The organism is Nitrospira sp., from assembly GCA_016715825.1.
In the GTDB taxonomy this organism is placed as follows: domain Bacteria; phylum Nitrospirota; class Nitrospiria; order Nitrospirales; family Nitrospiraceae; genus Nitrospira_D.
In genome coordinates, this window is record JADJXO010000013.1 from 223834 (window position 1) to 250124 (window position 26291).

Below are 26291 nucleotides of genomic sequence, written 5' to 3' on the forward strand. Positions count from 1 at the left end.
ACCGACTCAGCGCTTGGCCAGCCACTGAAGCGGATCGACCGGTTCGGCTCCTTCCCGCAATTCAAAGTATAATGTATTTTCGCCGATCATGCCCGTATCCCCAGTCTCTCCGATGGCTTGGCCCTCGACAACGTGCTCACCGACTCGCGTCAGTATCTTGGACGCATGCGCATAGAGCGAGAAGAACCCATTGGCATGATCGACAATTATAACGAGTCCATACCCTTTCAGCCAGTCAGAGTAGACCACACTCCCGGGCATCACTGCATGAATCAAACTTCCCTCTGAGGCTCGGATTTCAATTCCTTTACGCTGCACATAGGTATCGAACGTCGGGTGCTTCTGGCGTCCAAAGAATGAGACGACCTTCCCCTCCACCGGCCAAGGCAGCATCCCCCGGCTAGCAGCACGCGGCGGCGGCAAGGTCGGCGCCGAAGTCGTCGGTGGACTCATAGCGATCGCACGTCGGCGCGTTTCTAATTCCTGTAACAAGCTATCCAGTCGTGAGGCAGATCGTTCCAGCTCTTTCACGGCACGATGATAGGAATCTTTTTGGTGCCGAATCTTGCCGAGATAGACTTTCTTTTCCTTTTGAAGGCTTCGAATGTCGGCCAATTTCTTCTCAATATTCTGTATAAACGTCACCATTCCGGCTCTGGCCTCAGCGCGCTGACGCTCAACCTCCTCCATCCTCGCCATATCTGTCCGAAAGGCCGCGAGCAATTCGTAGTCCTTTCCCGAAACGGTGGAAAGATACTGTGCTCGACGTTGGAGATCTCCGTAGGAATCAGACGTCAAAAGCGCCTTCACATACCCGAACCGCCCTTCCATATATTGCACCCGAAGCCGTGAGCGAATCGCCTCACGCCGAGCCTGAATACCAGTCCGCATCGCTGTCAGTTCTGCGGTGATCTCCTCGATCTCTCGATCTTTTTGTCGGATTTTCTGGTTGATGTCTCGATGATCCTGTCGGTGACGGATTAACCGTTCGTCCAATGATTGAATGCCATGGAGAACCAATTCCCATTTCTTTTCCGCCTCATCCGCTCGCTTCCGTTTTTCTTGTATCCTTCCCTTCAACGCCTCCAGAGTCTTACGTTGGCGTTCGATCTTTTCCGAAATGGGATCACCCGCAGCCTCCACGGCAGATACCAACCCACCGAACGCAGCACAACACAGGAAGAAGGCGCAAGCGAGCTTCATGTGCGTCCCTCCCCGACTCGGAGGAGCGACACCACACTTCCTGCAAGCCCCAACCCCATTCCAGCCATGATGAGAGCCAAGCAGAGCGGCAATGGGAAGAACGACAACATGCTCTCGATTCCACTAAACCGACCAGTCAATTGTATCTGCTGACGAAACAGTTCAAACCCAATCTTCAAGATCCCCAACGATAACGCGCTACCGAATGCTCCAAGCACAGCCCCTTCGAGAAAATATGGAAAATGAATGAATGTACGCGTCGCCCCTATCGAACGAAGGATCCCAATCTCCTCTCGCCTGGTAAAGAGTGCTAGTCGAATTGTGTTGCCGATGATCGTCACTGAGGCGGTAGAAAGCAGCATCCCCACGCCAATCGCAACCAGCTCGATGTAGCCGATCAGCTCCGTCAGCACGTTAATCCATTCCTGATTATAGTCGACCTTGGCGACACCTTCCATCGTTTGCACCCGGTCAGCCCAGCCTTGCATCGACTCTGGAGACCGATAATTCTGGGCAAGCGTGACCACAAACGACGCCGGAAGCGGGTTCTCACCCAACCCCTCAAGCAAATGAGAGTCTGCAGGGAATTGTGCGCGGAATTCCTTCAGCGCTTGCTCCTTTGAAATAAACACCACCTCCGATACCATCCGATCCACCTTGAGTTGTTGTTGCAGCGTTTGTCTCAAGGGAGAAGAAACGCGGTCATCCAGATAGACCATAATCTTGACGTCTTCCTGGAGCCACCCAGCTGCATGGCGGAGGTTGACGTACAGAAGCAGAAAGATCCCGACGCAGGCTAGGGTAAAGGCTGTGGTCAAGACGGCCACGATCGTCGTCGTGCGATTGGTCCGCATATTGGCCCAAGCTTCACGAACAATATATAAAAACCGTCTCATGCTTCGACTCGCTCGGCCGATCGGCCTTCCTGCGTCAGCACGCCGTCCACCAATGTCACCGCTCGCCGATGAATCTGTTTCACGACCTGAGGGTCGTGCGTGGCAACAATCACCGTCGTCCCACGGGCATTGATCAGCTTAAACAACTCGATAATCTCCCCGGTACGCTCGGGATCCAGGTTCCCCGTCGGTTCGTCGGCAAGGAGCACGACCGGGCCATTGACAATCGCCCGCGCAATGCACACACGCTGCTGCTCTCCGGCCGAGAGACTATTCGGAGGCTGATCCTTCTTGTGATCAACACCCACGGCGCGCAACGCTTCAGTCACCTTGCGTCGGATGTCCCGTTCCGAGACACCTTGCACAACCAGCGGAAGCGCGACATTGTCAAAAACGGATTTTTTCGACAACAGCCGAAAATCTTGGAAGACCGTTCCGATCTTCCGCCTGAGATACGGAACCTCGGATGGTTTCAGTTTGGTCACGTTTCTCCCGTGAACAAAGATCTGCCCTTCATCAGGCCGCTCCTCACCAATCAGCATTCGTAGCAAGGTGGATTTCCCTGCTCCGCTTGGCCCCATGAGAAGAACACACTCCCCCTTTTCGATCTCCATCGTCACATCGGAAAGCGCCGGTCGCCGATCGTAGCATTTGGAAACATGAATGAGTTGAATGATCGCGTCCACAGAGTTCCCTTACAGAAAGATCAACACCATCACCGCTCGGTGAGGTCAAACGCATTCTGGACATGCTCGATGTGTCCCTGCACGGAAGGTCGCCCATGGACCAACACCACATCAAATCGGCAGAGTCTGTCGAACCAATGGCGCCGCGCCAAGTACTGTCCCGCCAGTTTTGTCAACTTGGCCTGCTTCCGATGATTCACCGCGAGCAACGCCCCACCAAACGCATTGGTCGCACGCCCTTTGACTTCGACAAAGACGACGACCCCACGGTCTTCCGCGACAAGGTCTAATTCTCCGATGGTTGTCCGGACGTTGCGATCAAGAATCCGATAGCCTTTGGCTCGCAAAAACTGTTCCGCCAAGCTTTCACTGGCTTGACCATCCACATGACGTTGGTCAGGACTAGCCATGCGCGTATAGTTTAGAAGAGCTTTGGACTCCCCAGATGTGCAGACTTCACCTTCGATGCCATCATCACGTCCTGCACCGGAGAAAACGTTCGTCGGTGTATGGAACAGGGGCCGTGGCGAGCGAGCCGCGCTAAGTGCTCGGCAGTGCCATACCCCTTATGGGAAAGGAAACCATATTCAGGGAACGTCTCGTGATAGCTCGCCATCAGGCGATCTCGCGTGACCTTCGCAACGATGGAAGCCGCGGCAATCGATAGGGAGAGAGAATCCCCCTTGATGATAGGCCGAGTCGGTATTGTCAGCCCCGAAAGCACCACGGCATCAATCAGTAGATAGTCGGCAGGGGGAACCAGTTGATCGACGGCTCGACGCATCGCCAACCGGGTTGCCGTAAGGATATTCAGCTGGTCAATCTCGGCAACATCTGCCGACCCGATTCCGATCGCGACGGCCTGCTGAAGAATCGCAGGATACACATCCTCACGATCCTTTGCCGACAGTTGTTTCGAATCGTTGATCCCCAACGGTCGACATCGAGTTGGTAAGATCACGGCTGCCGCAATTACAGGACCAGCCAGGGGGCCTCGTCCGGCTTCATCGATGCCGGCGATGCGTCGATATCCACAGCGCCTGGCAGCCCGCTCAAACTCTTGGGTGGGCCCCATCGAACAATCCCTCACTGGCAATCATACGATCATTGTGCCATGACGGAACATAGTAGTAGGATGGGTTCTAGGCCGTGACTGTCGGTTCCTCCGATGCAGCGGGCTGTGTGAGCGTCTTGCTTTCTCCCCCTCCTACAAATTCCCGCTCCTCGACTTTTGCAAATTTCCCCTTCTTGCCGCGCAGGTAGTAGAGTTTTGCCCGTCGAACCTTCCCCTGTCGGACGACATCAATCTTGGCGACAATCGGAGAATGCACCGGAAAAATTCGCTCAACCCCGACTCCATACGAAAGTTTTCGGACCGTAAACATTTCCGTGTTCAGGCTTCCCTTGCGGGCAATCACCGTTCCTTCGTAGACCTGAATGCGTTCCTTTTCGCCTTCGACGACTTTGACGTGGACCCTGACGGTATCCCCGATCTCAAAATGTGTCACCGACTTCTTCGTTAACGATCGTTGAATTCGTTCCAACTGATTCATATCCCTATCCCTCCTCCCGGCATGATATCGGAGCCGCTCCTAAGCCTTCGCTCATCAACTCATCTAGTAATCGTCGATCTTCCTCCGTAAACAACCGATCCCGCAAAAGATCGGGGCGTCTGAGATACGTCCTGCGCAACGCTTGTTTCCGACGCCACAACCGAATCGCCTCATGATGACCGGACAACAAGACTGCGGGCACCCCGATTCCGTCGATCTCAGCCGGCTTCGTGTACTGCGGATACTCCAACAGCGATTCGGAAAAGGACTCTTCCACCACAGACTGTGGATCTCCTAAAACACCAGGAACCAGCCGTGCGGCAGCATCGATCAACACAAGCGCCGGCAACTCACCCCCAGTCAAGACATAGTCTCCGAGCGACACCTCTTCCGGAGTCAAGGCCAGACGCACACGCTCATCCACGCCTTCATAATGCCCGCAGAGAATCACGATACGGCGAGGCTCACCGGCCAACTCTTGCACATAGGACTGCGTCAATCGACGCCCTTGAGGAGTCGGAAATACAAACCGAATATCCTCACCAATCGACTGTGCGTCTGCACGCACAGCGGCAACCGCTCGAAGGATCGGCTCGGCCTTCATGACCATCCCGGCCCCGCCTCCATAGGGCGTATCATCCACCATCTTATGGCGATCTATCGCAAAGTCACGAAGGTTGCGTAGGCGTACGTGAAGAAGACCCTTCTCTTGTCCTCGCTTCAGCATGCTGTGAGCCAAAACCGGCTCCAACATCCCAGGAAACAATGTCAAGAGCTCGAACCGCAACATAGCCTAGGCATCCAATCCGTCGATTATCCGCACCGTCATGGTTCGCGCGCGGAGATTGACCGCTCGAACCACGTCTTTCGCCGCTGGAATCAGGAATTCTTTCTCGTCTTGACGGACAACAAATACCGGATTTCCCGGAAAATTCCAAACTTCTTCCAATCTTCCGATTGTCCGCCCTTCTTCGGTATCAACGGTCAACCCGACCAAATCACATTCGTAGTACTGCCCATCCGGAAGATCAGGGACTACCCCGCGAATCGTCTGGATATACCCTCCACGCCAGAGCGATGCTTCCTCCGGTGTCGTGAGGCCGGTCAGTCCAAGGATAAACCGGTCACCAGCCCGTCTCACACGCGTGACGTTGGTCTCAAGAGTCCGGCCATCCCTTCCCATCAGGCTCACTTGTTTCAAGCCTTCAAATCGGCCAGGCACATCGGAGAGCGATCGAACCTTGACTTCCCCGCGCACGCCAAACGGGCGCTCGATCTGTCCTACCGTGACGGTCTCGAGCTCTTCCGCCATACAACGACGCTACGATTTGGCCGGCGCCTTTTTCTGCGCGGCCTTTTCAGCTTCGAATTGCTTCCAGACTCCAGCCCTACGCAGCAATGTCCGGACCGTCACTGTGGGCTGAGCACCATGGTGCAACCATCGGAGCACACGCTCCTGCTTCAGTTCCGGCAAACCGGCCTCTTTTAGGGGGTCGAAGATCCCCAGGATCTCGAGGAAACGCCCGTCGCGGGCCTTCCGCGAATCCGCCGCTACCACTCGATACATCGGTCGTTTATGTCTTCCCGTTCGAGCCAGCCTCAAATGTACAGCCACAACTGTCCTCCTTCTCCCGCCATGTGAAGACCGCCTACCGAGACCGTAGGAGCTGGGCGAGTTGCCGACGCCCCCCCGAACCGGTCATCGCTTTCGCCAACTTCTTTGCGGACAAGAATTGCTTGATCAGGCGATTCACGTCCTGCACCGTCGTCCCGCTCCCGCGGGCAATTCGTTTTTTTCGGCTCCCATTGATGATCGTATGGTCGCGCCGTTCCCGGGCAGTCATCGAATCGATCACGGCCACAACCCGACCGATCTCCCTTTCCGGCTTATCGCCTTCTATCGCTTGCTTTAACTTCTGGCCGCCTGGGAGCATACCTAAAATCTGCTCTAAGGACCCCATTCGATTCACTTGTCCCAACTGAGTCCGAAAATCTTCGAGCGTAAAGGTGTTGCTGCTGAGCCGCTTCTGCGCTTCATCCGCCTGTTCCCGCGTAATCGTTTCTTGCGCTTTTTCAATGAGCGACAGGACGTCGCCCATTCCCAATATGCGGGAGGCCATCCGATCAGGATGAAACGGTTCAAGAGCATCCAGTTTTTCGCCGACCCCCAGAAACTTGATCGGCTTCCCTGTGGCAGCTCGAATGGAGAGCACCGCTCCACCACGCGCGTCACCTTCGACCTTTGTCAGGATCACGCCGGTGAGCCCGACTTTCTGATCGAACTGGCTGGCCATCGTGACGGCATCTTGACCGGTCATCGCATCAGCGACCAGCAGCACTTCATGCGGAGACACCGCGGATTTGACCGCAATCAGCTCACCCATCAACTCATCATCGATATGCAACCGACCGCCTGTATCCAAAATAATGAGGTCGAAGCCCTGCTCTTGTCCTCGCTCCACCCCTGCTCGACAGATACGCACGACATCGGCTTGGGAAGCCTGGGCATGGTCGGTCCGATGCACCTCCACCCCAAGGTCCCGTCCAAGAGCCGACAATTGCTCGCCGGCTGCAGGTCGGCGAGGATCGGCCGCAACGAGGAGCACTCGCTTGCCTTGATTTTTGAATAGACGAGCAAGCTTGCCGCTTGCCGTCGTCTTTCCGGCACCTTGTAGACCGACCATCATTAGGATCGTCGGTGGTCTGGAGCTCAGGGCAAGGCCTGCCCGTTCATGCCCCATCATCGCACGCAGTTCATCCCACACGACCTTGACCACCTGGTGCCCAGGGGTCAAACTCTGGAGGACTTCCTGCCCGATCGCTTTTTCACGGACCCGATCGATAAACTCTTTGACAATCTTAAAGTTGACGTCCGCTTCGAGCAGTGCAAATCGCACCTCTTTCAGCGCATCGGTGATATTTTGCTCCGTGAGCACACCCTGCCCCCGAAGCTTCCGCAGGACCCTCTCAAATTTCTCACTCAGGGCATCAAGCATAACGTCCGACCGCCACACAGAACGAGGCCATCGAGGCCTTGAACCAGGCCTTCGATCGCCTCGAAAATCCTAGAAAAAGAGCATCGGGGAGTCTATAGGACCGGTCACGACAAGTCAAGGTCACCACAATTCAGTAGTTTTATTGACATGCCGTAAGCCTTCGGATATGGTGCATTTCAAGCACAACGAATCTCATGTGACAACCCTGTAAGGAGAACGAGCGAGCTCGTGCGAAAATCGCCCTGGGTGCTTTTCATGTTTGTGCTGATCGGTGGCCTGCTTGGCGGAATCCTCGGAGAGATTCTCCACGTCATGGCACCCCAAGGAACCATCCAGAGCATCTTCGCGACTCATTTTACACCGGGTATTGACCCACCCCTCACGATTGACCTCGTGTTGCTCAAGCTCGTACTCGGGTTCAGCGTAAAGGTGAACATTCTGAGCATGCTCGGGATGTTTATCGGTATCTACCTCTACAAACACGTCTAAGAGTTCGCATTCAACGCCTGAAGCCGCAACGCCCGGATCTGATTCCTTAATTCAGCGGCCCGTTCAAAAGCCAGCTCCTTGGCTGCGGCTTTCATCTCCGTCTCCAATCGTTCGATCCGTTGATCGATTGATTCAACAACTCCATACGGAACCGTCGATTCCGCCGCAAGCTCCAGTTGGACTTCATCCATGTCACCGACGGCATACTCGAGGGGAGGAATGCTCTTCTTAATTCCAACAGGGGTAATGCCATGCACTCGGTTATACTCCGCCTGGATGCCCCGGCGTCGGCTCGTTTCCTCAATCGCCTGCTTCATCGAAGCCGTCACAAAATCGCCGTAAAAAATCACTCGTCCGTCGAGGTTGCGTGCCGCCCGACCTGCTGTTTGGATCAAGGCACGATAGGAACGGAGATACCCTTCCTTGTCCGCATCTAGAATGGCAACCAGACTGACCTCGGGGATATCGAGCCCTTCCCGCAGCAAATTGATCCCAACCAGGACATCGAAGATCCCACACCGAAGATCGCGGACGATCTCGGCCCGTTCGAGCGTCTTGATATCCGAATGCAAATAGCGGACTTTGACTCTGAGATCGTGAAAGTACTCCGTCAAATCTTCGGCCATCCGTTTCGTGAGCGTCGTGACCAGCACCCTGCCACCCTTGGCAACTTCCAACCGAACCTGACCAAGCAAATGATCGACTTGTCCCTTGGCCGGCACCACCTCGATCGGCGGATCCATGAGACCCGTCGGCCGTACGATCTGTTCGATCACATCAGGACCGGCATGCTTGAGTTCAAACGTGCCTGGAGTGGCGGACACATACACCACCTGATTGAGACACTGTTCGAATTCGGCAAACTTCAGGGGACGGTTGTCCACCGCCGACGGCAACCTGAATCCATACTCCACCAACGTCCGCTTTCTGGAATAATCGCCTTCATACATGCCCCCGACCTGGGGAACGGTCGCGTGCGACTCGTCGACGATCAATAGAAAGCCCTTTGGGAAATAGTCGAGCAACGTAGGCGGCGGCTCACCCGGCATGCGGCCACTGAGATGGCGTGAGTAGTTTTCGATGCCATGGCAATAGCCCATCGCCCGAATCATTTCGAGATCGAACTTCGTGCGCTGCTGGATTCGTTGGGCCTCCACCAGTCGTCCGGCTTTCTGGAGTTCCATCACACGCGCATCGAGTTCCTCCTCGATGCCGGTAATCGCCCGCTCATACCGGTCGGGCGCAATGAGGTAGTGGGTATTCGGATAGATAGCCACCTTTGGTAACTTGCCCAACGATTTCCCCGTGAGCGGATCGATTTCATGGATGGCATCGACGACATCGCCGAACAACTCGATGCGCACCGACTTCGCGTCGGACGACGCAGGGAAAATCTCGATCACATCGCCGCGCGCTCGGAACGTACCGCGATGAAAGTCCACATCGTTCCGCTCGTACTGGATCTCCACTAACTTCGACAAGATCTTTTCCCGCCTCGTCTCCGTCCCCTCCTCCAGATAAATGAGCATGTCGTGGTAGACCTCCGGAGACCCAAGGCCGTAAATGCAGGACACGGAGGACACAATCAGAACATCGTTCCGCTGCAATAGTTCGGTCGTGGCGGAATGGCGCATCTGATCGATGGCATCATTGATCGACGCATCTTTGGCAATATAGGTATCGCTCTGAGGAATGTACGCTTCCGGCTGATAGTAATCGTAATAACTAACGAAATATTCGACCGCGTTATGCGGGAAGAACTGCTTGAATTCTTGGTAGAGCTGCCCGGCGAGCGTCTTATTGTGCACGAGCACCAGCGTCGGTTTTTGGACGCGTTCGATCAGATTCGCCATCGTGAAGGTCTTGCCTGATCCGGTCACGCCCAGCAAGACCTGATGCTTTTTCCCAGCCAAGACTCCGGTCGAGAGTGTCTCGATGGCAGCAGGCTGATCCCCGCAGGGTTTGAACGGAGCTTCAAGCTTAAACGGCGGCACGACAACCTCCAGCCGCCCATCTTAACAGATCTCACGAAACCAGTGTGCTGAGCACCATCGAATGGCCGACAGCGTCCGCCACAGTGCCCATAGGCCCACCTTTCGCCAGTGACGCGCCGGTCAGATTTGTGCCGTTCAGCCTTATAGTGTCGGGGGCACCCGCGTCGCCGGTATTCGGCATTAACGTCGTTGGGGGATTGGGCGCTGCAACGTCAAGCAATGACCCTGTATTCGGCCACGTTCGGAAAATGTTCCGTGAGAGAATCGGGGGTAGAACCGATTGCCCACACCAGGTAAGTCGTGGCAGTTTGACCAGAGAGGGCGTAAGAAGAACGGGTGACATCGATGCCCCTCATGAGGATAGCCTCAATCGTGCAGTCTCGTGGCACAGGTGACGGGAAGAGGGTTACTGCCGATCAATCGCCGGAATAGGACACACGGGAGCTGCTTGCGGCTTCACTTTTCGCCAGAGCCTTCGAGATGGGCGATCCCTTTCAAAAAACCCCTTAAATTCCTTTCGATCCTAACTTCCTTGAACTCACTTGTGGTTCATCACATTCGTTCTAATCTCATCAACGACGAATACCGGCTCGAGACTATCAGGATCGTTCTCATGTTGAAGAGTGACCGTAGCCGTCGTCCGAAACCACACGCTCAGAACACCACCTTGTGGAGTCGTTTCTCGATGTTCTTCCACAGTCCAGTTCTCTAATTTAAAGACTTCGAATCCCTCGTGCTCAGCCAGTACCACACATTGCCTGAGTACCTGAAGAGGAAAAGTCGAGCTAGAATTATCATCCCAAATTGCAATCTCGAATCCACCGGTTGGTTTCTTTGTCACATTTGTTTCTGGCCGAAACGGAGACAGAATAGGTAAAGCAGGATCGAATATTTGGTTGTACTTTTCGCGATGATCGAGAACAGGCCTGAAGCCGTACCCGCCCACCGAGCGCCAACGAGTCAGTACCTTCCCTGTCTTTTCCATTGACTCAACTTGAGCAGGTTTTTTCTGATGGTCAGCTAGCCCGATATTCCGTTCTTGTAGATCCTGCAGAAGCTGTTCCGCATCATAAACACGATCGTCGTGTGGCTGAATTGAGACGGGAGCACCACGCAATATTCGCATTATGATTCCGGCACCAGGGTGAAAGAATGAACCTCGTGCACTCTTTCCAGGAGCAAGTCTAGTGACTAGATTCCAATCGTCCTTGTGCAGAATCACGAAATAGAGAGCCCCTTTGGATTTTGCCAACTCTCCAGCACGATACAGCACATACTCGTGAGCGCCTTGCACCCATTTTTCATCCCCTGGATCAAAAACCGGTCCATACCAAGACTCACGATAGTAGTTTCTATAGAGAATGAAATACGTCCGTTCGTCAATTTGAATATCTTGGTATCCCTGCCACGGAGCGGATAATATGCTGCTCTCAGAAATCGGCTGATACCGGGGTTGAACAGGAAACGAACACGCACTCAGCGTGAAAAGTAGCGAACACAATGCGACGCCATAAATTTTGATTGCCTGGAATCGAACCGTGTACTTTCTCATATATGACACAGCCCTCCCTATCCTGCCTGCCTGAGCATAAATAGGGTCATTGCTTGACTTTACATCTTTCAGAATTCCATGCCCAAGTTTGAGGATCAGGTTTTGTCATCACGCACCCTTCGACCTGCCTGGGTCCAGACCATCTCAACGCCGCTTGTTTCGATTGTAGGAGATGAAAACAAGAAGGCAAGCAAGGACCGCCTGTTAGCACTGATCCTTCGCGCATCCCACAGGGTCTATGCTTATATTATTCATCCCTGAAGCAGGCGGCTACAGGTCCGATATCGACATCAAGATACGACCTCAATTCCGGTCCGCACAATTGAATTGAATCGATTCCATGCTCGGTCTACAATTATCGCATGATTGATTGGTCTGCTTGCCCAGCCGTGGAGCGTGATCCCGAGCGTGTGAGTGGCGCGTGGGTGTTTCGCGGCACTCGTGTTCCTGTGACTGCTCTCTTCCTAAATCTCGAGGATGGGGCACACGTCTCAGACTTTATTGACTGGTTTCCTGGCGTGACCCTCGCGCAAGTCCGCGCCGTGCTTGAGCACGCCGCCCGCTCTCTCGAAGCGGCGTAAGTGCGTGTTCTTTTCGACCAGGGTACTCCTGTCCCACTTCACAAGTACCTTCCAGCCTCGTGCCACAGATGGGGATGCAGGATGTCCGGGCATTACGCCACTGGCTGACCCTGATACCGCTGTAGCCCAACGAAAAAGGGCTGCCGGAAATTCCGACAGCCCTTCTCTCACACAAGGTCGATTCCAGGTTAGCGACCGCCGCCGAATCCTCCCCGCCCTCCCCCGCCGGAACGGGGCTCCTGAGGACGAGCTTCATTCACCGTCAACGTCCGCCCGCCGAACTGCGTGCCGTTCAACGCCGTAATCGCAGCCTCGGCTTCATTGTCTGCCGACATTTCAACAAAGCCAAACCCCCGGGACTGTCCGGTAAACTTGTCCGTGATGATCCGCGCCGAGGCCACAGTCCCGTGCGCCGCGAACAAGTCGCTCAGCTCTTGCTCGGTCGTGGAATAGGGTAATCCGCCAACATAGATCTTCGCACCCATCAGGTTCCTCCTTTGACACAATGATGTTGTCTTGGACGCGAGAAAGCAACGAGGAAGGGATGGGCCGAAGACGTCAACACAACGGCGACTTAGCTCTGTCTTCCGATCAGATTCCCGGGCGAGCCAAAAACAACATTCGTCCAGGCCTTGTCACTCTCGACGCCGGTCTTGCCAGGCCTTTCGCAAACCGGCAGTGGGATGCTACTCCAGACCGCAAGAAAAGGCAAGCGTAGCACGAAGCACGCGTGAATTTAGTAGGCCGGTGGAGAAGAGAGCGGGCGATGAGAAAAGAGTGGAACCGCATGGAAGCTATCAAAAAGCATTGAGGATGTCCCGACTACGACCAATCCAACCCGGCCTAATCCCAGCGTTTGGTCCTCAACCGAGAGCACGAGCGCCCCATCGACATAGACTTCGAGAAAATCCTTACTGATGATGGTATTGCGTTGCACTCTGAGGGAGTGCCACTCAACCGGTTTGAGGTGGACAGGCGCGTCAGCGAGGGACACCCTGCGGCCATTGGAGATGCGCAGCAGGTGGGCTTTCCGTTGGACCGAATCGACCACTGCGGCGTAGAAATTCTTGCCGTCGTGTGCGCCCAAGACCACCCCCCCAGCTCCCACGCCATCCGGCACATGAAAGCGAACCGTGAGGTCCGGATATTCATACTCCAGCTCCTTGGCCAGCAACACCTGGAAACACTGCGCTCCACAACCGGAAGAGGCGGCCACAACATTCGGCAGGGACGGGGCCGTTGTGCTCGCCTGTACAACCCACGTGGCCGGAGGTTCATTGGCAATATCTTGCTCAAACCCCTCAGGTAGGTGATCGATCTGATCGTGATCGAACGTCCATCTCTGAAACAGCCCACCGGTCGCTTGCTGTTTGAGATTGGCGGCTTTTTCTTCATGCGTTTCTAGCTGAACGCCATAGCTCGAACCGCTCCCTACCAGCCAACCAAGGCTGACGAAGAAAAGAGCAGAGCACATGATTGTGAGTTGTCTCATGAAAGACTGCTGAGTGTTATCCAACAACCACACACTGTTTACTTTGGGTTGGGGGGGTGCTTGATCTGGAGAATTTCGCGTTGTAACCGGTCACGTTCCTCGAGAAGTTTCTTTCTCCGCTCCCACCGATCCCACGTCCACCACCGTAGCTTCTGCTTGAACGTCACCGTCGGCGGCCTAGCGCTGCCCCCCGGAGCCTCCTGGAATGAATAGCCTTCGTGACTATCACGCTGTTCAAAAAAACGCCGGTACAGATGGTCGTATAGTCCTTTACCTAAGTCTTCGCCTGCCATACACACTCCATTACCATCGCACTATTCATGCTCTCAGCTTGGGAACCAAAACCACATGTCACTGAATACTACCTGGGCACAATGTGGCTCTGCAACCTGCCTAACCGGCTATGCTATGATCTGCACGGTGAAAGGGGTTCCCGCTATTCACCATGAATTCCAACGGACCAATATGAGCGCATGGATCCCCCGAATATTCGTCTTTCTCGTAGTAGCGCTCCTAACGAACTCGCCATTCATTCGAGCCCAATCGTCTGAATCGACCCTTCAATCCGCCATCGCATCGCTTTCTCCAGACCGGATGCTTGCCGATATCCGAACGCTCAGTGGGCCTACCTTTAATGGCCGCCAAACCGGCACGAACGACGACCTGAAATCCGCGAAGTGGGTGGCACAGGAGTTTCTGTCGGCTGGGTTACAGCTCCCACACATTCCTCCTGGCTCGCTCAACCTCCCTCTTCCAAGAGGAAAGGGCAGTGTCTCACTAGGTGCAATGGCGACCTACGTACCCACGGCCACGATGGGGCCGAACCCGACGCTCAGGATCGGAAAGGTAAACGGACTCACGGCCAAACAAGCCGGCACCGATTACCTTCCGATCTTCGACTCTCCATCCGCCGACATCCAAGGCCGGATCGTCTTCGTCGGATACGGCATCGTCGACAGAGATCGAGGCATCGACGACTACGCGGGCGTGGAGATGAACAACTGCATGGTGCTGTTTCTGCGCGGCAAGCCGGAGCACTACCCCCACCACGTCAGCCACGCCGACAAGGTGCGCATTGCGCGGGAACGCGGCGCCGTCGGCTACCTCACGGCAACCGGTCCGATCCTCCAGCCCTACGAAATCCGACGAGGCGTGACTGGAAGTCCCAGCGCCTTCTACGGGCAGCTACCCCTTGATCTGGCTATTCCAGGAGCCTGGATCAGCACAGCGCTCGCCCAAGAAATTCTCACAGAGCCGAAGGGGGACGTACTGGATCGCCTTCGCACCCTTCAAGAACGATTGAACCAATCACCCACCTCACAAGTCGTTGTGACCGATCAATTTGCCTCGCTTCAATGGAAGACGACCGAGGAGGAAGGGCTCTTGGTGAATGTGATTGGGATGATTCCCGGCACGGGAACGGACACCGTGATCATCGGCGCGCACCGTGACCACTTCGGTCGCCCGGGAGGAATACTCTTTCCTGGTGCGGATGACAATGCGTCAGGAACAGCCGTCCTCCTGGAAATCGCGCGGGCATTGGCAAAGATCGACCGGCGGCCGTCACGAACAATTCTGTTTATCTCGTTCAGTGGCGAAGAGCGCGACCTCCTCGGTTCGCGACTCTATGTATCCCGACCGATCGTCCCGTTGAACGCCACGAAGTCTCTGATCAACGTCGACCATGCCGGCGTTGGGAATGGACGCCTCACCGTCGGTGTCACAGGGTTAGAGAAAGACGTGCTGCTGGAGGCAGGGAAAACCGTCGGCGTTGACGACAACGTCGATCTCTATGGATTCTTCCCTGGTGGCGACCATGTGCCGTTCAAGGAAGCCGGTGTGCCGACAGTCACCGTGGTGAGCGGAGGGGTGCATCCACACTTTCATCAGCCGACGGATACCGCTGAGACCATCAACTCAGACATCCTCCACACAGTGGCTCGTTATGTGCTGGCGGTCGTCTGGCAGCAAGCCTATCAACCGTAACCTGTCACCTCTCGTTCTGGAAGCGGGAGTGTACGCCGAGTGCTTTCCTTACGGAAGCTCGTCAACGAGCGTAGATTCAATCGGGGGCAGCGGCGAGGTTTGACGTGGCGGACCGGGAAGAATCGTCGAAGTTCCGACTTGGTTCGCGCCTTGGATAAGTCCGATGGAAAGTTGCGGCCCCATGGTCATGACGGCGCCGCTCCAGGCTTGCCCCGTCGACGGATTTCTGAAGTTGTAGGATTCAAAATTCTGCCCAGGCGTGTAGAGGAAACCCTGAGTGCCCTGATTGTCGATGTAGAGCGTGCCTCCCACAAATTTGAACTGCGGCGACACTCCGCCCGCCAGCGACTGACCGCTTGAGGCCCCGGACAAGCCCTGCGCCAATGCACCGATGTCGGGAAGCAACACTCCTCCCGCCAGCACACACAAGAAACCGCCGATGGCACCAACGTGACGCAGAAAGATGTTCGGATCTCTCCGGCACACACGCATAGAAATCTTCATGACACATTCCATCGAACACATTATAGTATGAGCTTGGTTGGACTGTCGATCATACGGAGGCACCATGACTGTCAGCTCCTCAACTCCCCAATATCTGGCAATGATACTTGCTGTCTTGTGGAGCAGTGCATCTCCATCCAAGGGGTGGAGCTTGGACATCACGGAACCTCCACCAACGGAACGGCGGGAAACCGTCTCCCTGGCCGATGCCGCGGTACGTGCGCTGCAGCACAACCTAGACATCACGGTGAGCCGATATACCAAAGAAAGCCGCCTGTTCGACATTACGGTTGAACAAGCCAAGTTCGATCCGACCCTGAGCGTGAACGGTCAATATAACAGGACCGTGAACCCCCTCAATCGACCGGTCTTCGGTGGAACGTTGGGCGTCTTAAATGAGATCACGACGTTCGATCAGCGCAGCAACTCGTTCACCGTTGACGCCTCCACCAATCTCATGACCGGCGGTAATTTCGACATCAATTACAGCCCGGCTCGAAGCAGCATCAATCAAAATGTCGCCAGGGGATTTCTATTCAACCCATCGTGGACTGGTGGCCTGGCCTTCACGTTCACCCAACCCCTCCTTCGCAACGCGGGAATCGCGATCAACAAGACTTTTATCAAGGTCGCGCAAAATAATGCCGAGGTCGAGCAGCACGTGTTCCGAGACCGTGTGATGACGGTCGTCGCCACGGTGGAACAAACGTACTGGGAACTGGTCTTCGCGAACGAAAATTTAAAAGTCGCACAGGCCGCCATGAAGGCCGCGGAAGAACTGTTGGCGACGAATCGCGCGAAGGCCAAGGCCGGCATCATGTCGATCGTCGATGTACTCCAAGCTGAAGCCGCGGTGGCATCGCGGGTCGAGCAGGTCCTGGTGGCTGAGAAAGCCATTCATGATCAAGAGGATCAGCTGCGACGCCTCTTGAACCCGGGAGAGGAGGAACTGCGGCAAGATTTGCGGCTGACGCCGGCTGATTCTCCTGTGACGGTCCTTGAGCCCATCAGCCTTCAGGAGGCCATCGATACGGCGATCGACCAACGCCCGGAAATCGCACAGGCCAAAAAAAACATCGAATCCGGCGAGCTGAACAAGCAGTTCGCTAGGAACCAAATGCTCCCGACCCTGTCGTTCCAAGGCACCATGGGTCTCGCCGGGCTGGGTGCCGACTACGGAGACTCATTCACCAAAAATTTCAGCGGGGATTTCTACAATTACGGAGCCGGGCTCGTCTTCAGCTATCCGCTCGGCAACCGATCCGCCATCAGCACCTACAACAAAAGGAAACTCGAGGCTCAGAACGCCGAGGTCGCGCTGACCAATGTACGGCAGCAGGTCATCGTCGGTATCCGTGAAGCGGTGCGGCGTGTCCAGACCGACTTCAAGCGCATCGAGACCACCAAATCAGCGCGCATCATGGCCGAGAAACAGTTGCAAGCCGAGCAGGAACGATTAAAAGTCGGGCTCAGCACGACGCGTTTCGTACTCGATTTCCAACGGGATCTCGCCACGGCTCAGGGCAACGAGCTACGGGCCATTGTCGATTACAACAAATCCTTGTCGAACCTCGCGCGCCACAAAGCAACGACATTGGACCGTTATCAGCTCGAGCTCTCGTAGCACTCCAATGGCGTCAGAGCCGGACCAGCTGGCTCCACATCACGTTCCTACTGTGGGGACAGCACTCGTGCTGCTTCCCATCGGAGCCACGTTCGGTTACTACGGCCTTCCACTATCCCTCCAAGAACAGCTCCCGGTCCAATTGGCCCCGCAACTCCTTGCTTACATGGGGCTTGGTTTCTGGATGATGGGTGCCTCGCACGTTCTGGCTCAACTCGGCCTAGAGAGAGAACAGCTATGGAAGGGATTCCGTTGGGGAGTCGCGACAGGGCTCTTGCTGGGGGCGCTGAACACCGTCATCATTCTCGTGCTCTACCCCTCGTTCGGCTATGACATCACGTTCCTCAAGCAGACACCCCACGGTCGGCTTCCCATCTTCCTTATGATGCCCTGGATGATCTGCGGGATCGCGCTGTTCGTTGAACTGAACTTCCGGGGCTTTCTCTTAGGGCGTTTAGCTGAACTGGAATCGCACTGGCGCGGTGCGGCTTCACGCCGACGCTTCGCACCGCTGGCTCTTGTAGTCAGTGCCGTCACCTTTGCATTCGATCCTTTCTTGGTGAATACATTTCAACATCTTCACTGGATCGCCCTGTGGGACGGGCTCATCTGGGGAAGCATCTGGCTACGCACTCGCAACCTCTCCATCACCGTCGTTGCGCATGCGAGTGAAGTCATGGTGATGTACGGTGCCGTGAGAATCGCGATCGGATAACACAGGAGGACACATCGTGAATGGCTTCGCGAAATATGCGCTCTACTTTTTGCTGGGCGGCTCCATCGTGAGTTTTTCCACCTATCTCGGCTCACAGGGTAAATCGTTCCTGGCTGCCCTGGTCAGCACCTTTCCCGCGATTACCGGCGTGACCTTTATCCTGCTCTATGCCAACGGCGGTGGCGCCACGACAGTGGACTATGCCAAGAATTTACTCTGGTTCGTTCCGCCCTGGATGGTCTACGTCGTCGTCATGATTCTAGGCATTCCTCGCCTTGGCTTCTGGCCGGCCATGGCTGGATCGCTCATTCTGTATATGGGATGTATCGGATTGCTGAAGATGATGGTGCGATAGGGCTGCCTATGCAGCCTCGCCAAACTCCAGCCGATTCATCTCGCCTAGTGCGAGTACTATCTGATCAAGTGCTGCGGTAACAGATTGGCTTGCGAGATGAGATGGGCCGTTGCTCCCGGCCCAGATATCTGGTGGATCGGTCGTCTCCTGCACGTTCCGGCAAAACCGGCCGATCGTCTGCTTCCAGTGAACCGGTCCTGACTTTTCCTCAAGCAGCTGCACACGGTCTTGCGAAAACGGCCCATCGAATTGCCCTGCCCGCAGTCGCCACATCTCCTCCATCGCCTGTTGCCGTTCCTGGCCGAGATCCAATCCGCTGGCCCGCTCGTTGAGCGCCGCAAAGAGCCCCCCGACAATGTGGTCAATGTGCGGTTCAGGAAACACACCCACACAAGCCTGCATCAACAGATATTTGTGGAAGAGAAAGACTTCAGCGCCGATACGAGCATCGTCCGCGGATGGATCATAGGCTCGGGCAAGTTCGCGAAGCGCCTCAGCCGAGGGCCCAGCCAATGCGGTGCCAAGTAAGGGCACGATGCGGCGGCCTAGATCGAGGTAGTCGGCATTTGTGAGGAGTGCCATGCAAATTGGTTATTCCAACACAACCGCTGTTCCGTTCGCACTGACCATGAGCATGCTACTGTTGGCGCCGATCGTTTCATAGTCGATATCGATGCCGAGAATCGCATTGGCACCCAGATGCTTGGCCTGCTCTCGCATTTCTCCGAGGGCGATATCCTTGGCCTTGCGGAGCTCCTTTTCATACCCTGCTGATCGTCCGCCGACAATGTCCCGCACCGACGCAAAAAAGTCTCGAAAGATATTCGCACCGAGAATCGCGTCCCCGGACACCAATCCCAAATACTTCACTACCTTTTTCCCTTCAATAGTGTTCGTCGTCGACAGAATCATGTGTCCTCCTAGTTCAGTGCCCACATCCTCTCATTCAGTTGATGAATCGACAAGCCTTTCCTACGAGCAGGCGCTCATGAGTTGTGTATTCACATGACTCTTTGCTTATCCATTTCTCTTCGAAAATATTCATGCAACGGATCATCTGGGTTTTCTGCAATGCTCCGTTGGATCATACCCTGGACCTCGGGAACCACGTTGACAGGGGAGATATTCACGCTCGGGTGCTCACGCCGATAGATGCGGAACACTTCATCGGCAAAGGCTTGCCCGATAGAGGTGATGCCTTTGAAATCCAGAATCACTTCTCGAAATTGATCGACTCGAGTCATCAACCGCTTAGCTTGGGAACGTGAAATGAGCTGCTCTCCCTCGTATCTGAGCAGCACAAGGGGAATGTGGGTCTTGGAAAAACCAAATTGATCAAATTCTGCGCGGTACTGATCAAAGATCTCCTTCGCCGTGTGACTGGCGTTCGTAGCTATTTTCATCAGGACTTCTGTGCCATCCTTTGGTACTTCGTCCGATTCAAGCAGCCAATCATCCGTTCCGCGAAATCTCAGAAAGACAAGAGTGCCCGAAGAAATTACGAACTTATCAAACATCCTAGAAGTAAAGAAAATGCCTTCGCCAGTATGCTTCGTGGCATCAGTCGTCAACTTACCTTTAGCCAGCTCCAGAATGGCATGTTGCGGGTCGCTGAGGTTGAGAGCTTGCTGAATCTTGCGGAAGATCCCGACTCCGTAATCGCGGATCCTGATGGTAATATTTGCGGCATCACGAGACACAAGAATCTCAGCTGTCTTTGACGCAGCGTGGTCAATGACGTTGTTGAACATTTCCGTCACCCCATGGGCACAGATATCCATCACATTATTGCGTACACCAAGCAAGTACGGCTTCACTTCGCGTAACCAGATCTGGTCCTCCGTAAGCTCAGGACCGAGCTGGATAACCTTCTTATTGCCAGTCAACACCTTGAGGGTATAGCGTCTGGCCTTGGTCTTTCCTTCTGCTACCAGGAGGCCCGCTTTTATGAGGGCTACTAGACGATTGACGATTGCCACCCGAGACAGGCCAAATTTTTCAGTTGTTAGCCGGCCGATGTCGGTTGGATGGTCCTCGACATGGCGGATGATAAATTCTTGAATTTCTTGAGATGTTTTATTATCGACAGACACAGGACATGCTCCACCTATTCATTTATAACAACATGCTAGTTTATTGTAAACATGAACATGGTTATTGTTAACTTAAGCTCATATTCGAGAAGCGTCGGAGAAAAACCAGGACGAATCGCGAGCTAATAAGGGGAAAATATTCAGCTCGTGGCATAATTGGACCACCTGGGGCACAGGCAACAACCAGAGTCCTAGATCGATCACCCTCGACAGGCAGCGCCCCTGGCCCTCTATCCGGCACCGTCACGCATGCTGTGAGAAGACCTTCCTGTTGACAGGAGGCACACATCGTCATACCATTCCCAATGTGGAGAAATGGGCCTATGCGTTCGATCCAGACAAGAACACCCGGCTCATCCGGGAGCGCGGAATCAGCTTCGAACAGATCATCGCGCTGATTGAAAGCGGCTATCTCGTTCAGGTACTGGAACATCACGACCGCGAGCGCTATCCCAACCAGCTTCTCTACGAAGTCGATGTAGATGGATATATTTACGTCGTCCCAGTCGTCAGAGACCACCAGATACTGTTTTTAAAGACGATCTATCCCAGCCGGAAGGCCACGAGAAGCCGCGCGAAAGGACGTCCATCATGAAGAAGAAGCTCGTGTTGGATCAAGACGAAGAACAGCTAATCGCTGAATACGAACGCGGTGCCTTCAGGCCGGTGAAGAATCAGGCGATGGCCAGAAAGACCGCCATGGAAACCGCCCATCGCTACATGCGTAAGGACGCCCGAATCAATATCCGATTATCGACTGCCGACCTTGAGCTCCTCAAGCAGCGCGCCGCCGAAGAAGGCCTGCCCTATCAAAGCCTGATCGCCAGCATCCTGCATAAATACGTCAGCCGCTCTGCACCACAGACCAACTAATCGGGAAACCTATTGAACTGGTGAATCAGCCCCAGCAGCAGCTCATGCCACGATTGCACGGCTTGGGGCACAGGCAACAACCAGATTCCTCAATCGATCATCCTCGACAGAGCAGCGGCGGGGCCGTCGGCTTCGCCGACAGCCCTAATCCGCCTCACCCCAGGCCCTCTATTCGGCATTCCCGCCTGCGCGGGAAACCGGGAAACAGGCGCATGGACACCCGCTGCCACGCCCGACCTATCCATGAACAGATCGGCTCTGAGCCGGCACCATAAATAGGCACCGTGCGGGCGGACTGAACGAGACGGAAGCCCAGGTTGTTGTTCCGGTTGTCGGTGGTGTTCCTGTTCCGGTTGGATGCACGCAGGTTCTCCGGTGTGTTGTTCCAGGAGCCACCACGGATCACGCGCTGGCCGTCTCTTGGCCCATTCCCCTGGTAAACCCAGCCTGGGAGAAGATCGCTCGTCGCAGACCCTCTGTGTCAGCATGTTGCGCATGGCCGATCCAGCTTTGAGTCGAAGCCACCACAGCGGCCCATTCCAGACGCCACTCCCGATAAGCCTTCGCCATATGACGAAACTTTCGCGCGAACCGGTACCCATTATCACTCCGCAACCGGCGCCGCGTGGGAGAGACAACATATCCAAGCAGGTTCAGCCCATCGGCTACTGGTGAAATATGGGCCTTGCGTGGATGCATGCGAAGCCGATCAACCGCAAGCCGCTCACAGACCGCTGCACGAATCTCGGCCAGTCGATGTTTGTCATGATCCAGCACCACCATGTCGTCCACGTAGCGCAAGTACGGCCGGACCTTCAATCCTTGTTTGACGTACTGATCACAGTCGTCCAGATAGAGATTGGCGAAAAACTGACTCGTGAGATTGCCGATGGGAATACCGGTCCGCCGGTCGAGCGGCGTCAAGAGATCATCACCTGGGAAGTAATGAGGCTCGGCAGTGTTTAGCGGCGAACTCTCAATAATGCGGTCGAGTAAGTCCAAGACTCGCACATCCTTCATGCGTCGCCGGAGTTTGTCCTTCAGCAACTCATGATCAACGGAGGGAAAATACTGTTGGATATCCATCTTCAGCACATACCGATAGGTCTGTGCCCACGCTTGATAGCGATCGACCGCCGCATGCACCCCTTTGCCCGTTCGGCAGGCATAGCTGTCGAACATGAACGTGCGATCCAGTTGTGGCTCGATCACCTGCATTACCGCATGGTGCACGACTCGATCACGAAACGGGGCCGCCGCGATGATGCGAGGCTTGCGTTCGTAAATCGTGAACAGGCGGTACTCGCCCGGCTGATACGTTCCGTCCTGAAGCGAGCGTTGCAGCGGCAGCAACTCATGTTCCAGATTGAGTCCAAACTCCGCAACGCCCCGTTTGCTGCGCTTCCCACGCCGGGCCTTGCGATACGCGGACAGCAGATTCTCAAAGCTTGTCACAGCGTTCCAGATCCCGTCGAGCCGCTTCATGAATGTGGCTCACTCGGCGGTTGACTGCGGAGCCAGCCGCCGATTTGTCGACCGACGTCATCAATAAGCCTGGCCCCATGCTCGTACTGGCGCGTGGCCATAACTTTCAGCTCATGTGCCAGCCGCCAGAGGTGGCGCACGACTTCGAGTTTCAGATTGGCACGCCGCAACGAGGCGTCCTTGTTCCGGGTATAGGCCGCTTCCACTAACAATTCCAGAACCTCAAGCAATCCGTCTTCGATCCTCTCTCCTAACGTGAAGCGACGTGAGCGCGGAAACTTATCGAGCTGGGGAATGAGCCAGAACAGCAGCTCGTGGCACGATTGCACCGCCTGTGGAATGGCAGGAGCTGTCACGCACCACCTCCTCGGTAAGACGGTTGCTCAGAAGAACTCGCCCCGGACCAGGATAAAAAGACGAGATTCTCGAAGATGCAAAGGGTAAAAGAACAAAGCGCAAAGGGTTAGGGAATGTCCTGAACGAGACGGAAGCCCAGGAGGTTGCCCCGGGTGTCGGAGGTGCCCCAGAACCGGGAGGAGGCACGCAGGAGCCCGGTGTGTTGCCCCAGGAGCCACCACGGATCACGCGCTGGCCGCACTGGCCACCACTTTCATCGAACCAAGCCAAGCCATTAGTGGGAGCCTCCTTATAACCGTCGTGCCAGCAATCCTCAACCCATTCCCAGACATTGCCACTCAAATCATGGAGCTTGAAATCGTTTGCTTTTTTGGCGCCTATTTCTGACGTACGGTTTTCTGAATTTCTACTAAATACCGCGTACTCATCGATCTCAGATTCCTTGAAGGTCCCTGCCCAGATCTCCTGCTTGGTGCCGCTGCGCGCGGCATATTCCCATTCCGATTCGGTCGGCAACCGATAGTGTTGACCGGTTTGCTTGGAGAGCCATTCCGCATAGTCCTTCGCATCTTGCCACGAGACATAAATCACCGGCCGTCGGCCACGGCCCCAACCCTGATCATTGGGGAAGGCCCTTCCCTCGGCAATCGCGAACCGATCATACTCCTCGAACGTCACTTCATACTTGCCCATCGCAAATGACTTGATCGTGACCTCACGCACCGGACGCTCATCTGACTGCTCATTATCACCTTGCCGAAACGTGCCGGCAGGCACAGTTTCCATCACCGGTGTGATATGGATACTCATGAACTGGGATTGGGCTCTCAGAAATGCCTGTTCCACCGTTAAGCCGGTGCTCCAGAGCCAGGCAGCTGTCCCTGTCACGACCAGCATCGCCATCCCAATCGCACCAGTTTGGATCCACCTCGCACGAGCACTGGCCTCGAGATAGGCTTTCATCAATGGCGTGGCGGCAGTCATCGAACGCCGAAAGTCCTGATACTCGCGCCCCGACGCGAGCCCATCGAACCAGGGCTTGCCTAACTCTTCCCACTTCTGCGCGCGACTCTCCAGCAGCCGTTGATTGATCAGTTGTTTCTTATTCGCTTCAACATAGCCTTTGAGTGAAGGCCAGGCCTCGAACAGCTTTTCATGGCTGATGGACACCGTCACCCCTTCATCATGGCCCTCCGTGTGCAACAGTCTGGCATCGATCAGGACGGTGAGGAGTCTGTTCATCTCCGACGGAAACGCCGAACGCAACGGGCGGCGGCGTGTCGGGACCCCTTCCGCATTGACGGTGACCAACGACTGAAACAGCTGTGGCAAGAGCGCCAATATTTTGCTCCCCTCTGTCTTCTCGAGATCAGCCTCCACCTGTTCCGCATGCTGTTTCACCGCTCCGGCGACCCTGCCCAGCGCAAGATACCCCTCCGTCGTCAGTTCATGATCTCGACGCTTCTCGAACAATTGGTTGAGCAGAAACGCAAGAATCGGCAAATTACCGGCATCCACCCCTGCCTCGTGCACAATGCGACGCGCGAGGTCATGACTCAGGCGCAGGCCCGCGCAACGCGCCGGGTGCGTGATCAAATCTTCCACCATATACGGCTCGATCGGACCCAGTGGATAATGGCCCTTGCTGCCTAAGACCGTACGCATCTCCGTATGGCCATGACAGTGATGGAGATGATCACTTCGAATGGTGGCCACAACCCAGACGGCCTTTTCTTGGGCGGCACGATACAGCTCGGTGAGGAACTGTCTGGTCTTTCCTCCATCCTGAGCGGTAAACAGCTCTTCCATCTGATCGAGGAACAACACCAGAGCCCGCCCATCCATGCTGTCCTTGCGGATCTTCCTGAGCACATCAGGCAGCGTGTCCGGGCTCGCATTCAGTTGTGTGACAATCGTCTCCGGTTTCAATCCAGCACGAGTCACCGCACTTCCCAGCGCAACAAGGAGCGAACTCCAAGGATCCTGGCGTTGACTGGGGACGATTCGCAGACACTCGCACGGCTCGCCACCGGGCAGTCCCCCGTCTGCTAGCTCAGGGAGAATCCCGGCATCCACGAGTGAGGATTTCCCCACCCCTGAGTTGCCGCTCACAATGATGAAGCGGCCTTCCGGCCCATGCATGCGGTCGAGTACCGCCTGCACGTCGGCGCCTCGACCGAAAAACACGGGCGCATATTTCTGGGTGAAGTGCATGAGGCCAGGATAGGGCGAGCCCTGTTTCTCGATATCCCACGTGATACCTGCTTCGCTTGGCTCCTGATTCGTTATCAATTTCGACTGTATATGTTCATCCAGATATTTCGCGACCGCTGCGAGCACGAGCGTGCTCAATTCATGTGGCGATGCAAACTGGCTGGCCAACTTTTCCGTCAGTAAATATTGCCGCAGGGCATTGATGCGCTCGCCTTTATCCGCCTCGCTACGAGCATCATCAAACACACGGGGCCATGCCGTCGTATCGTTGACCACAAACGTCAGGCAGGGCTTCTTGTTGGTTTCGGCACAGCGATACTCCAGCTCCGTGATTGAAAGACCGTCGGGATTGTTGTGCTGCGAGGGCGGAACGTAACCATAGCGAAAGGCAAAGAACCCGACGTAGATGTCCGCCTTCTCGACATCTTTGAGACATTGCTCGACCGGCCGCTGGTCCGTCGCGACGTAGTCTTCCATCGCAACAACCTGATGCCCCGCCTTGCGCAGCGCCTCATAGACCACACGACGATGGTCTTTCAGGTCTTCATATGTCGAGGAGAGATAAATCGTAGCCATAGCGCGAACACGGCATCCAGGATCGATACGTACGGGGCGCATTGTACCGGTTCGCCCAACAAAGGCA

At 55.3% G+C, this 26291-nt stretch carries 33 protein-coding genes; 9 read left to right on the forward strand and 24 right to left on the reverse strand.

Translation table 11 applies throughout. The features are described from left to right. Window positions 1-6: 6 nt before the first annotated feature. From IPM58_18100 to ffh, 10 genes are all read right to left on the reverse strand, one after another. Window positions 7-1203, reverse strand: coding sequence for a peptidoglycan DD-metalloendopeptidase family protein (locus IPM58_18100; protein ID MBK9308953.1), 1197 nt, complete (start codon window positions 1201-1203; stop codon window positions 7-9). Beyond that, complete coding sequence (locus IPM58_18105; protein ID MBK9308954.1) at window positions 1200-2099, reverse strand: ABC transporter permease; 900 nt, start codon at window positions 2097-2099, stop codon at window positions 1200-1202. Before IPM58_18105 ends, IPM58_18100 begins: the two co-directional genes overlap by 4 nt. Next, window positions 2096-2776: a cell division ATP-binding protein FtsE gene (gene ftsE, locus IPM58_18110; GenBank protein ID MBK9308955.1), complete on the reverse strand. Its 681-nt coding sequence runs from the start codon at window positions 2774-2776 to the stop codon at window positions 2096-2098. The genes IPM58_18105 and ftsE overlap by 4 nt, the downstream gene beginning before the upstream one ends. A gap of 38 nt (window positions 2777-2814) precedes the next feature. Then, window positions 2815-3195 (reverse strand): YraN family protein, encoded by a 381-nt coding sequence (locus tag IPM58_18115; GenBank protein ID MBK9308956.1) that lies wholly within the window; start codon window positions 3193-3195, stop codon window positions 2815-2817. Window positions 3196-3206: 11 nt separating this feature from the next. Further along, the gene (locus IPM58_18120; GenBank protein ID MBK9308957.1) at window positions 3207-3860 is read right to left on the reverse strand and encodes a ribonuclease HII; all 654 of its coding nucleotides are present in this window, start codon (window positions 3858-3860) and stop codon (window positions 3207-3209) included. Between the two features lie 67 nt (window positions 3861-3927). Then, window positions 3928-4338 (reverse strand): 50S ribosomal protein L19, encoded by a 411-nt coding sequence (gene rplS, locus IPM58_18125; GenBank protein MBK9308958.1) that lies wholly within the window; start codon window positions 4336-4338, stop codon window positions 3928-3930. Between the two features lie 4 nt (window positions 4339-4342). Next, window positions 4343-5128 carry a tRNA (guanosine(37)-N1)-methyltransferase TrmD gene (gene trmD / locus IPM58_18130; protein MBK9308959.1) on the reverse strand — a complete coding sequence of 262 codons (786 nt, stop codon included), beginning with the start codon at window positions 5126-5128 and terminating at the stop codon, window positions 4343-4345. A gap of 3 nt (window positions 5129-5131) precedes the next feature. Beyond that, window positions 5132-5650: a 16S rRNA processing protein RimM gene (gene rimM, locus IPM58_18135; GenBank protein MBK9308960.1), complete on the reverse strand. Its 519-nt coding sequence runs from the start codon at window positions 5648-5650 to the stop codon at window positions 5132-5134. A gap of 9 nt (window positions 5651-5659) precedes the next feature. Beyond that, window positions 5660-5953 carry a 30S ribosomal protein S16 gene (gene rpsP, locus IPM58_18140; protein MBK9308961.1) on the reverse strand — a complete coding sequence of 98 codons (294 nt, stop codon included), beginning with the start codon at window positions 5951-5953 and terminating at the stop codon, window positions 5660-5662. 34 nt (window positions 5954-5987) lie between these two features. After that, entirely contained in the window at window positions 5988-7334 is a 1347-nt protein-coding gene (gene ffh, locus IPM58_18145) for a signal recognition particle protein (protein MBK9308962.1), read from the reverse strand. Between the two features lie 228 nt (window positions 7335-7562). Here ffh and IPM58_18150 point away from each other — a divergent pair, with 228 nt between their 5' ends. After that, window positions 7563-7823: a DUF4321 domain-containing protein gene (locus tag IPM58_18150; protein ID MBK9308963.1), complete on the forward strand. Its 261-nt coding sequence runs from the start codon at window positions 7563-7565 to the stop codon at window positions 7821-7823. Here the strand turns inward: IPM58_18150 and uvrB are convergent. The 3 genes from uvrB to IPM58_18165 form a co-directional block, all read right to left on the reverse strand. Next, window positions 7820-9817, reverse strand: coding sequence for an excinuclease ABC subunit UvrB (uvrB, locus tag IPM58_18155; GenBank protein ID MBK9308964.1), 1998 nt, complete (start codon window positions 9815-9817; stop codon window positions 7820-7822). The two genes, IPM58_18150 and uvrB, sit on opposite strands and share 4 nt — an antisense overlap. 31 nt (window positions 9818-9848) lie before the next feature. Next, entirely contained in the window at window positions 9849-10160 is a 312-nt protein-coding gene (locus IPM58_18160; GenBank protein ID MBK9308965.1) for a hypothetical protein, read from the reverse strand. Between the two features lie 195 nt (window positions 10161-10355). Continuing rightward, complete coding sequence (locus IPM58_18165; GenBank protein MBK9308966.1) at window positions 10356-11369, reverse strand: hypothetical protein; 1014 nt, start codon at window positions 11367-11369, stop codon at window positions 10356-10358. A gap of 362 nt (window positions 11370-11731) precedes the next feature. On the opposite strand from IPM58_18165, the gene IPM58_18170 reads away from it, so the two are divergent. Then, the gene (locus tag IPM58_18170) at window positions 11732-11950 is read left to right on the forward strand and encodes a DUF433 domain-containing protein (protein ID MBK9308967.1); all 219 of its coding nucleotides are present in this window, start codon (window positions 11732-11734) and stop codon (window positions 11948-11950) included. Between the two features lie 188 nt (window positions 11951-12138). On the opposite strand, the gene IPM58_18175 is transcribed toward IPM58_18170, so the two are convergent. After that, window positions 12139-12435, reverse strand: coding sequence for an RNA-binding protein (locus IPM58_18175; protein MBK9308968.1), 297 nt, complete (start codon window positions 12433-12435; stop codon window positions 12139-12141). 59 nt (window positions 12436-12494) lie between these two features. On the opposite strand from IPM58_18175, the gene IPM58_18180 reads away from it, so the two are divergent. Beyond that, window positions 12495-12668 (forward strand): hypothetical protein, encoded by a 174-nt coding sequence (locus tag IPM58_18180; protein MBK9308969.1) that lies wholly within the window; start codon window positions 12495-12497, stop codon window positions 12666-12668. Between the two features lie 18 nt (window positions 12669-12686). Here IPM58_18180 and IPM58_18185 read toward each other — a convergent pair whose 3' ends face one another. Then, window positions 12687-13442: a hypothetical protein gene (locus tag IPM58_18185; protein MBK9308970.1), complete on the reverse strand. Its 756-nt coding sequence runs from the start codon at window positions 13440-13442 to the stop codon at window positions 12687-12689. 38 nt (window positions 13443-13480) lie between these two features. Beyond that, window positions 13481-13735, reverse strand: a complete 255-nt coding sequence (locus IPM58_18190) for a hypothetical protein (GenBank protein MBK9308971.1) — start codon at window positions 13733-13735, stop codon at window positions 13481-13483. Window positions 13736-13790: 55 nt separating this feature from the next. Here IPM58_18190 and IPM58_18195 point away from each other — a divergent pair, with 55 nt between their 5' ends. Continuing rightward, window positions 13791-15428: a M28 family peptidase gene (locus IPM58_18195; protein MBK9308972.1), complete on the forward strand. Its 1638-nt coding sequence runs from the start codon at window positions 13791-13793 to the stop codon at window positions 15426-15428. 48 nt (window positions 15429-15476) lie between these two features. Here the strand turns inward: IPM58_18195 and IPM58_18200 are convergent, their stop codons facing one another. Continuing rightward, complete coding sequence (locus IPM58_18200) at window positions 15477-15932, reverse strand: hypothetical protein (protein MBK9308973.1); 456 nt, start codon at window positions 15930-15932, stop codon at window positions 15477-15479. 64 nt (window positions 15933-15996) lie between these two features. On the opposite strand from IPM58_18200, the gene IPM58_18205 reads away from it, so the two are divergent. The 3 genes from IPM58_18205 to IPM58_18215 are packed head-to-tail and all read left to right on the forward strand — an operon-like array spanning window position 15997 to window position 18626. Then, a complete protein-coding gene (locus IPM58_18205) occupies window positions 15997-17556 on the forward strand; it encodes a TolC family protein (GenBank protein MBK9308974.1) in 1560 nt (519 codons plus the stop codon). A gap of 7 nt (window positions 17557-17563) precedes the next feature. After that, window positions 17564-18271, forward strand: coding sequence for a hypothetical protein (locus tag IPM58_18210; GenBank protein ID MBK9308975.1), 708 nt, complete (start codon window positions 17564-17566; stop codon window positions 18269-18271). 16 nt (window positions 18272-18287) lie between these two features. Next, the gene (locus IPM58_18215) at window positions 18288-18626 is read left to right on the forward strand and encodes a DUF3147 domain-containing protein (protein MBK9308976.1); all 339 of its coding nucleotides are present in this window, start codon (window positions 18288-18290) and stop codon (window positions 18624-18626) included. 6 nt (window positions 18627-18632) lie between these two features. Here the strand turns inward: IPM58_18215 and IPM58_18220 are convergent, their stop codons facing one another. The 3 genes from IPM58_18220 to IPM58_18230 form a co-directional block, all read right to left on the reverse strand. After that, window positions 18633-19208 (reverse strand): hypothetical protein, encoded by a 576-nt coding sequence (locus tag IPM58_18220; GenBank protein ID MBK9308977.1) that lies wholly within the window; start codon window positions 19206-19208, stop codon window positions 18633-18635. A gap of 9 nt (window positions 19209-19217) precedes the next feature. After that, window positions 19218-19538: a heavy metal-binding domain-containing protein gene (locus tag IPM58_18225; protein MBK9308978.1), complete on the reverse strand. Its 321-nt coding sequence runs from the start codon at window positions 19536-19538 to the stop codon at window positions 19218-19220. A gap of 89 nt (window positions 19539-19627) precedes the next feature. Further along, the gene (locus IPM58_18230) at window positions 19628-20719 is read right to left on the reverse strand and encodes a DUF4325 domain-containing protein (GenBank protein ID MBK9308979.1); all 1092 of its coding nucleotides are present in this window, start codon (window positions 20717-20719) and stop codon (window positions 19628-19630) included. A 307-nt stretch (window positions 20720-21026) separates the two neighbouring features. Here IPM58_18230 and IPM58_18235 point away from each other — a divergent pair, with 307 nt between their 5' ends. After that, a complete protein-coding gene (locus IPM58_18235) occupies window positions 21027-21314 on the forward strand; it encodes a DUF4258 domain-containing protein (GenBank protein MBK9308980.1) in 288 nt (95 codons plus the stop codon). Next, a complete protein-coding gene (locus IPM58_18240; GenBank protein MBK9308981.1) occupies window positions 21311-21592 on the forward strand; it encodes an antitoxin in 282 nt (93 codons plus the stop codon). The genes IPM58_18235 and IPM58_18240 overlap by 4 nt, the downstream gene beginning before the upstream one ends. 154 nt (window positions 21593-21746) lie before the next feature. On the opposite strand, the gene IPM58_18245 is transcribed toward IPM58_18240, so the two are convergent. Genes IPM58_18245 through IPM58_18260 form a run of 4 tightly spaced genes read right to left on the reverse strand, consistent with a single transcriptional unit; the run spans window position 21747 to window position 26224 of the window. Next, complete coding sequence (locus IPM58_18245) at window positions 21747-21998, reverse strand: hypothetical protein (protein MBK9308982.1); 252 nt, start codon at window positions 21996-21998, stop codon at window positions 21747-21749. Beyond that, window positions 21995-23077, reverse strand: coding sequence for a group II intron reverse transcriptase domain-containing protein (locus tag IPM58_18250; protein MBK9308983.1), 1083 nt, complete (start codon window positions 23075-23077; stop codon window positions 21995-21997). Before IPM58_18250 ends, IPM58_18245 begins: the two co-directional genes overlap by 4 nt. Next, entirely contained in the window at window positions 23074-23433 is a 360-nt protein-coding gene (avd, locus tag IPM58_18255) for a diversity-generating retroelement protein Avd (protein MBK9308984.1), read from the reverse strand. The genes IPM58_18250 and avd overlap by 4 nt, the downstream gene beginning before the upstream one ends. Beyond that, window positions 23357-26224, reverse strand: coding sequence for an SUMF1/EgtB/PvdO family nonheme iron enzyme (locus IPM58_18260; protein ID MBK9308985.1), 2868 nt, complete (start codon window positions 26222-26224; stop codon window positions 23357-23359). The genes avd and IPM58_18260 overlap by 77 nt, the downstream gene beginning before the upstream one ends. Window positions 26225-26291: the final 67 nt, after the last annotated feature.

What these genes read in the sequence shown, in the direction of transcription:
- IPM58_18170 (MBK9308967.1), top strand. Translation starts at nt 11,732, where the DNA reads ATGATTGATTGGTCTGCTTGCCCAGCCGTGGAGCGTGATCCCGAGCGT.
- IPM58_18205 (MBK9308974.1), top strand. Translation starts at nt 15,997, where the DNA reads ATGACTGTCAGCTCCTCAACTCCCCAATATCTGGCAATGATACTTGCT.
- IPM58_18165 (MBK9308966.1), bottom strand. Translation starts at nt 11,369, where the DNA reads ATGAGAAAGTACACGGTTCGATTCCAGGCAATCAAAATTTATGGCGTC.
- IPM58_18180 (MBK9308969.1), top strand. Translation starts at nt 12,495, where the DNA reads ATGGGCCGAAGACGTCAACACAACGGCGACTTAGCTCTGTCTTCCGAT.
- IPM58_18260 (MBK9308985.1), bottom strand. Translation starts at nt 26,224, where the DNA reads ATGGCTACGATTTATCTCTCCTCGACATATGAAGACCTGAAAGACCAT.
- rimM (MBK9308960.1), bottom strand. Translation starts at nt 5,650, where the DNA reads ATGGCGGAAGAGCTCGAGACCGTCACGGTAGGACAGATCGAGCGCCCG.
- IPM58_18175 (MBK9308968.1), bottom strand. Translation starts at nt 12,435, where the DNA reads ATGGGTGCGAAGATCTATGTTGGCGGATTACCCTATTCCACGACCGAG.
- IPM58_18185 (MBK9308970.1), bottom strand. Translation starts at nt 13,442, where the DNA reads ATGAGACAACTCACAATCATGTGCTCTGCTCTTTTCTTCGTCAGCCTT.
- IPM58_18160 (MBK9308965.1), bottom strand. Translation starts at nt 10,160, where the DNA reads ATGTCACCCGTTCTTCTTACGCCCTCTCTGGTCAAACTGCCACGACTT.
- IPM58_18100 (MBK9308953.1), bottom strand. Translation starts at nt 1,203, where the DNA reads ATGAAGCTCGCTTGCGCCTTCTTCCTGTGTTGTGCTGCGTTCGGTGGG.
- IPM58_18195 (MBK9308972.1), top strand. Translation starts at nt 13,791, where the DNA reads ATGTCACTGAATACTACCTGGGCACAATGTGGCTCTGCAACCTGCCTA.
- IPM58_18225 (MBK9308978.1), bottom strand. Translation starts at nt 19,538, where the DNA reads ATGATTCTGTCGACGACGAACACTATTGAAGGGAAAAAGGTAGTGAAG.
- ffh (MBK9308962.1), bottom strand. Translation starts at nt 7,334, where the DNA reads ATGCTTGATGCCCTGAGTGAGAAATTTGAGAGGGTCCTGCGGAAGCTT.
- IPM58_18105 (MBK9308954.1), bottom strand. Translation starts at nt 2,099, where the DNA reads ATGAGACGGTTTTTATATATTGTTCGTGAAGCTTGGGCCAATATGCGG.
- IPM58_18115 (MBK9308956.1), bottom strand. Translation starts at nt 3,195, where the DNA reads ATGGCTAGTCCTGACCAACGTCATGTGGATGGTCAAGCCAGTGAAAGC.
- IPM58_18120 (MBK9308957.1), bottom strand. Translation starts at nt 3,860, where the DNA reads ATGGGGCCCACCCAAGAGTTTGAGCGGGCTGCCAGGCGCTGTGGATAT.
- IPM58_18250 (MBK9308983.1), bottom strand. Translation starts at nt 23,077, where the DNA reads ATGAAGCGGCTCGACGGGATCTGGAACGCTGTGACAAGCTTTGAGAAT.
- IPM58_18210 (MBK9308975.1), top strand. Translation starts at nt 17,564, where the DNA reads ATGGCGTCAGAGCCGGACCAGCTGGCTCCACATCACGTTCCTACTGTG.
- IPM58_18190 (MBK9308971.1), bottom strand. Translation starts at nt 13,735, where the DNA reads ATGGCAGGCGAAGACTTAGGTAAAGGACTATACGACCATCTGTACCGG.
- IPM58_18240 (MBK9308981.1), top strand. Translation starts at nt 21,311, where the DNA reads ATGAAGAAGAAGCTCGTGTTGGATCAAGACGAAGAACAGCTAATCGCT.
- rplS (MBK9308958.1), bottom strand. Translation starts at nt 4,338, where the DNA reads ATGAATCAGTTGGAACGAATTCAACGATCGTTAACGAAGAAGTCGGTG.
- trmD (MBK9308959.1), bottom strand. Translation starts at nt 5,128, where the DNA reads ATGTTGCGGTTCGAGCTCTTGACATTGTTTCCTGGGATGTTGGAGCCG.
- IPM58_18200 (MBK9308973.1), bottom strand. Translation starts at nt 15,932, where the DNA reads ATGAAGATTTCTATGCGTGTGTGCCGGAGAGATCCGAACATCTTTCTG.
- IPM58_18220 (MBK9308977.1), bottom strand. Translation starts at nt 19,208, where the DNA reads ATGGCACTCCTCACAAATGCCGACTACCTCGATCTAGGCCGCCGCATC.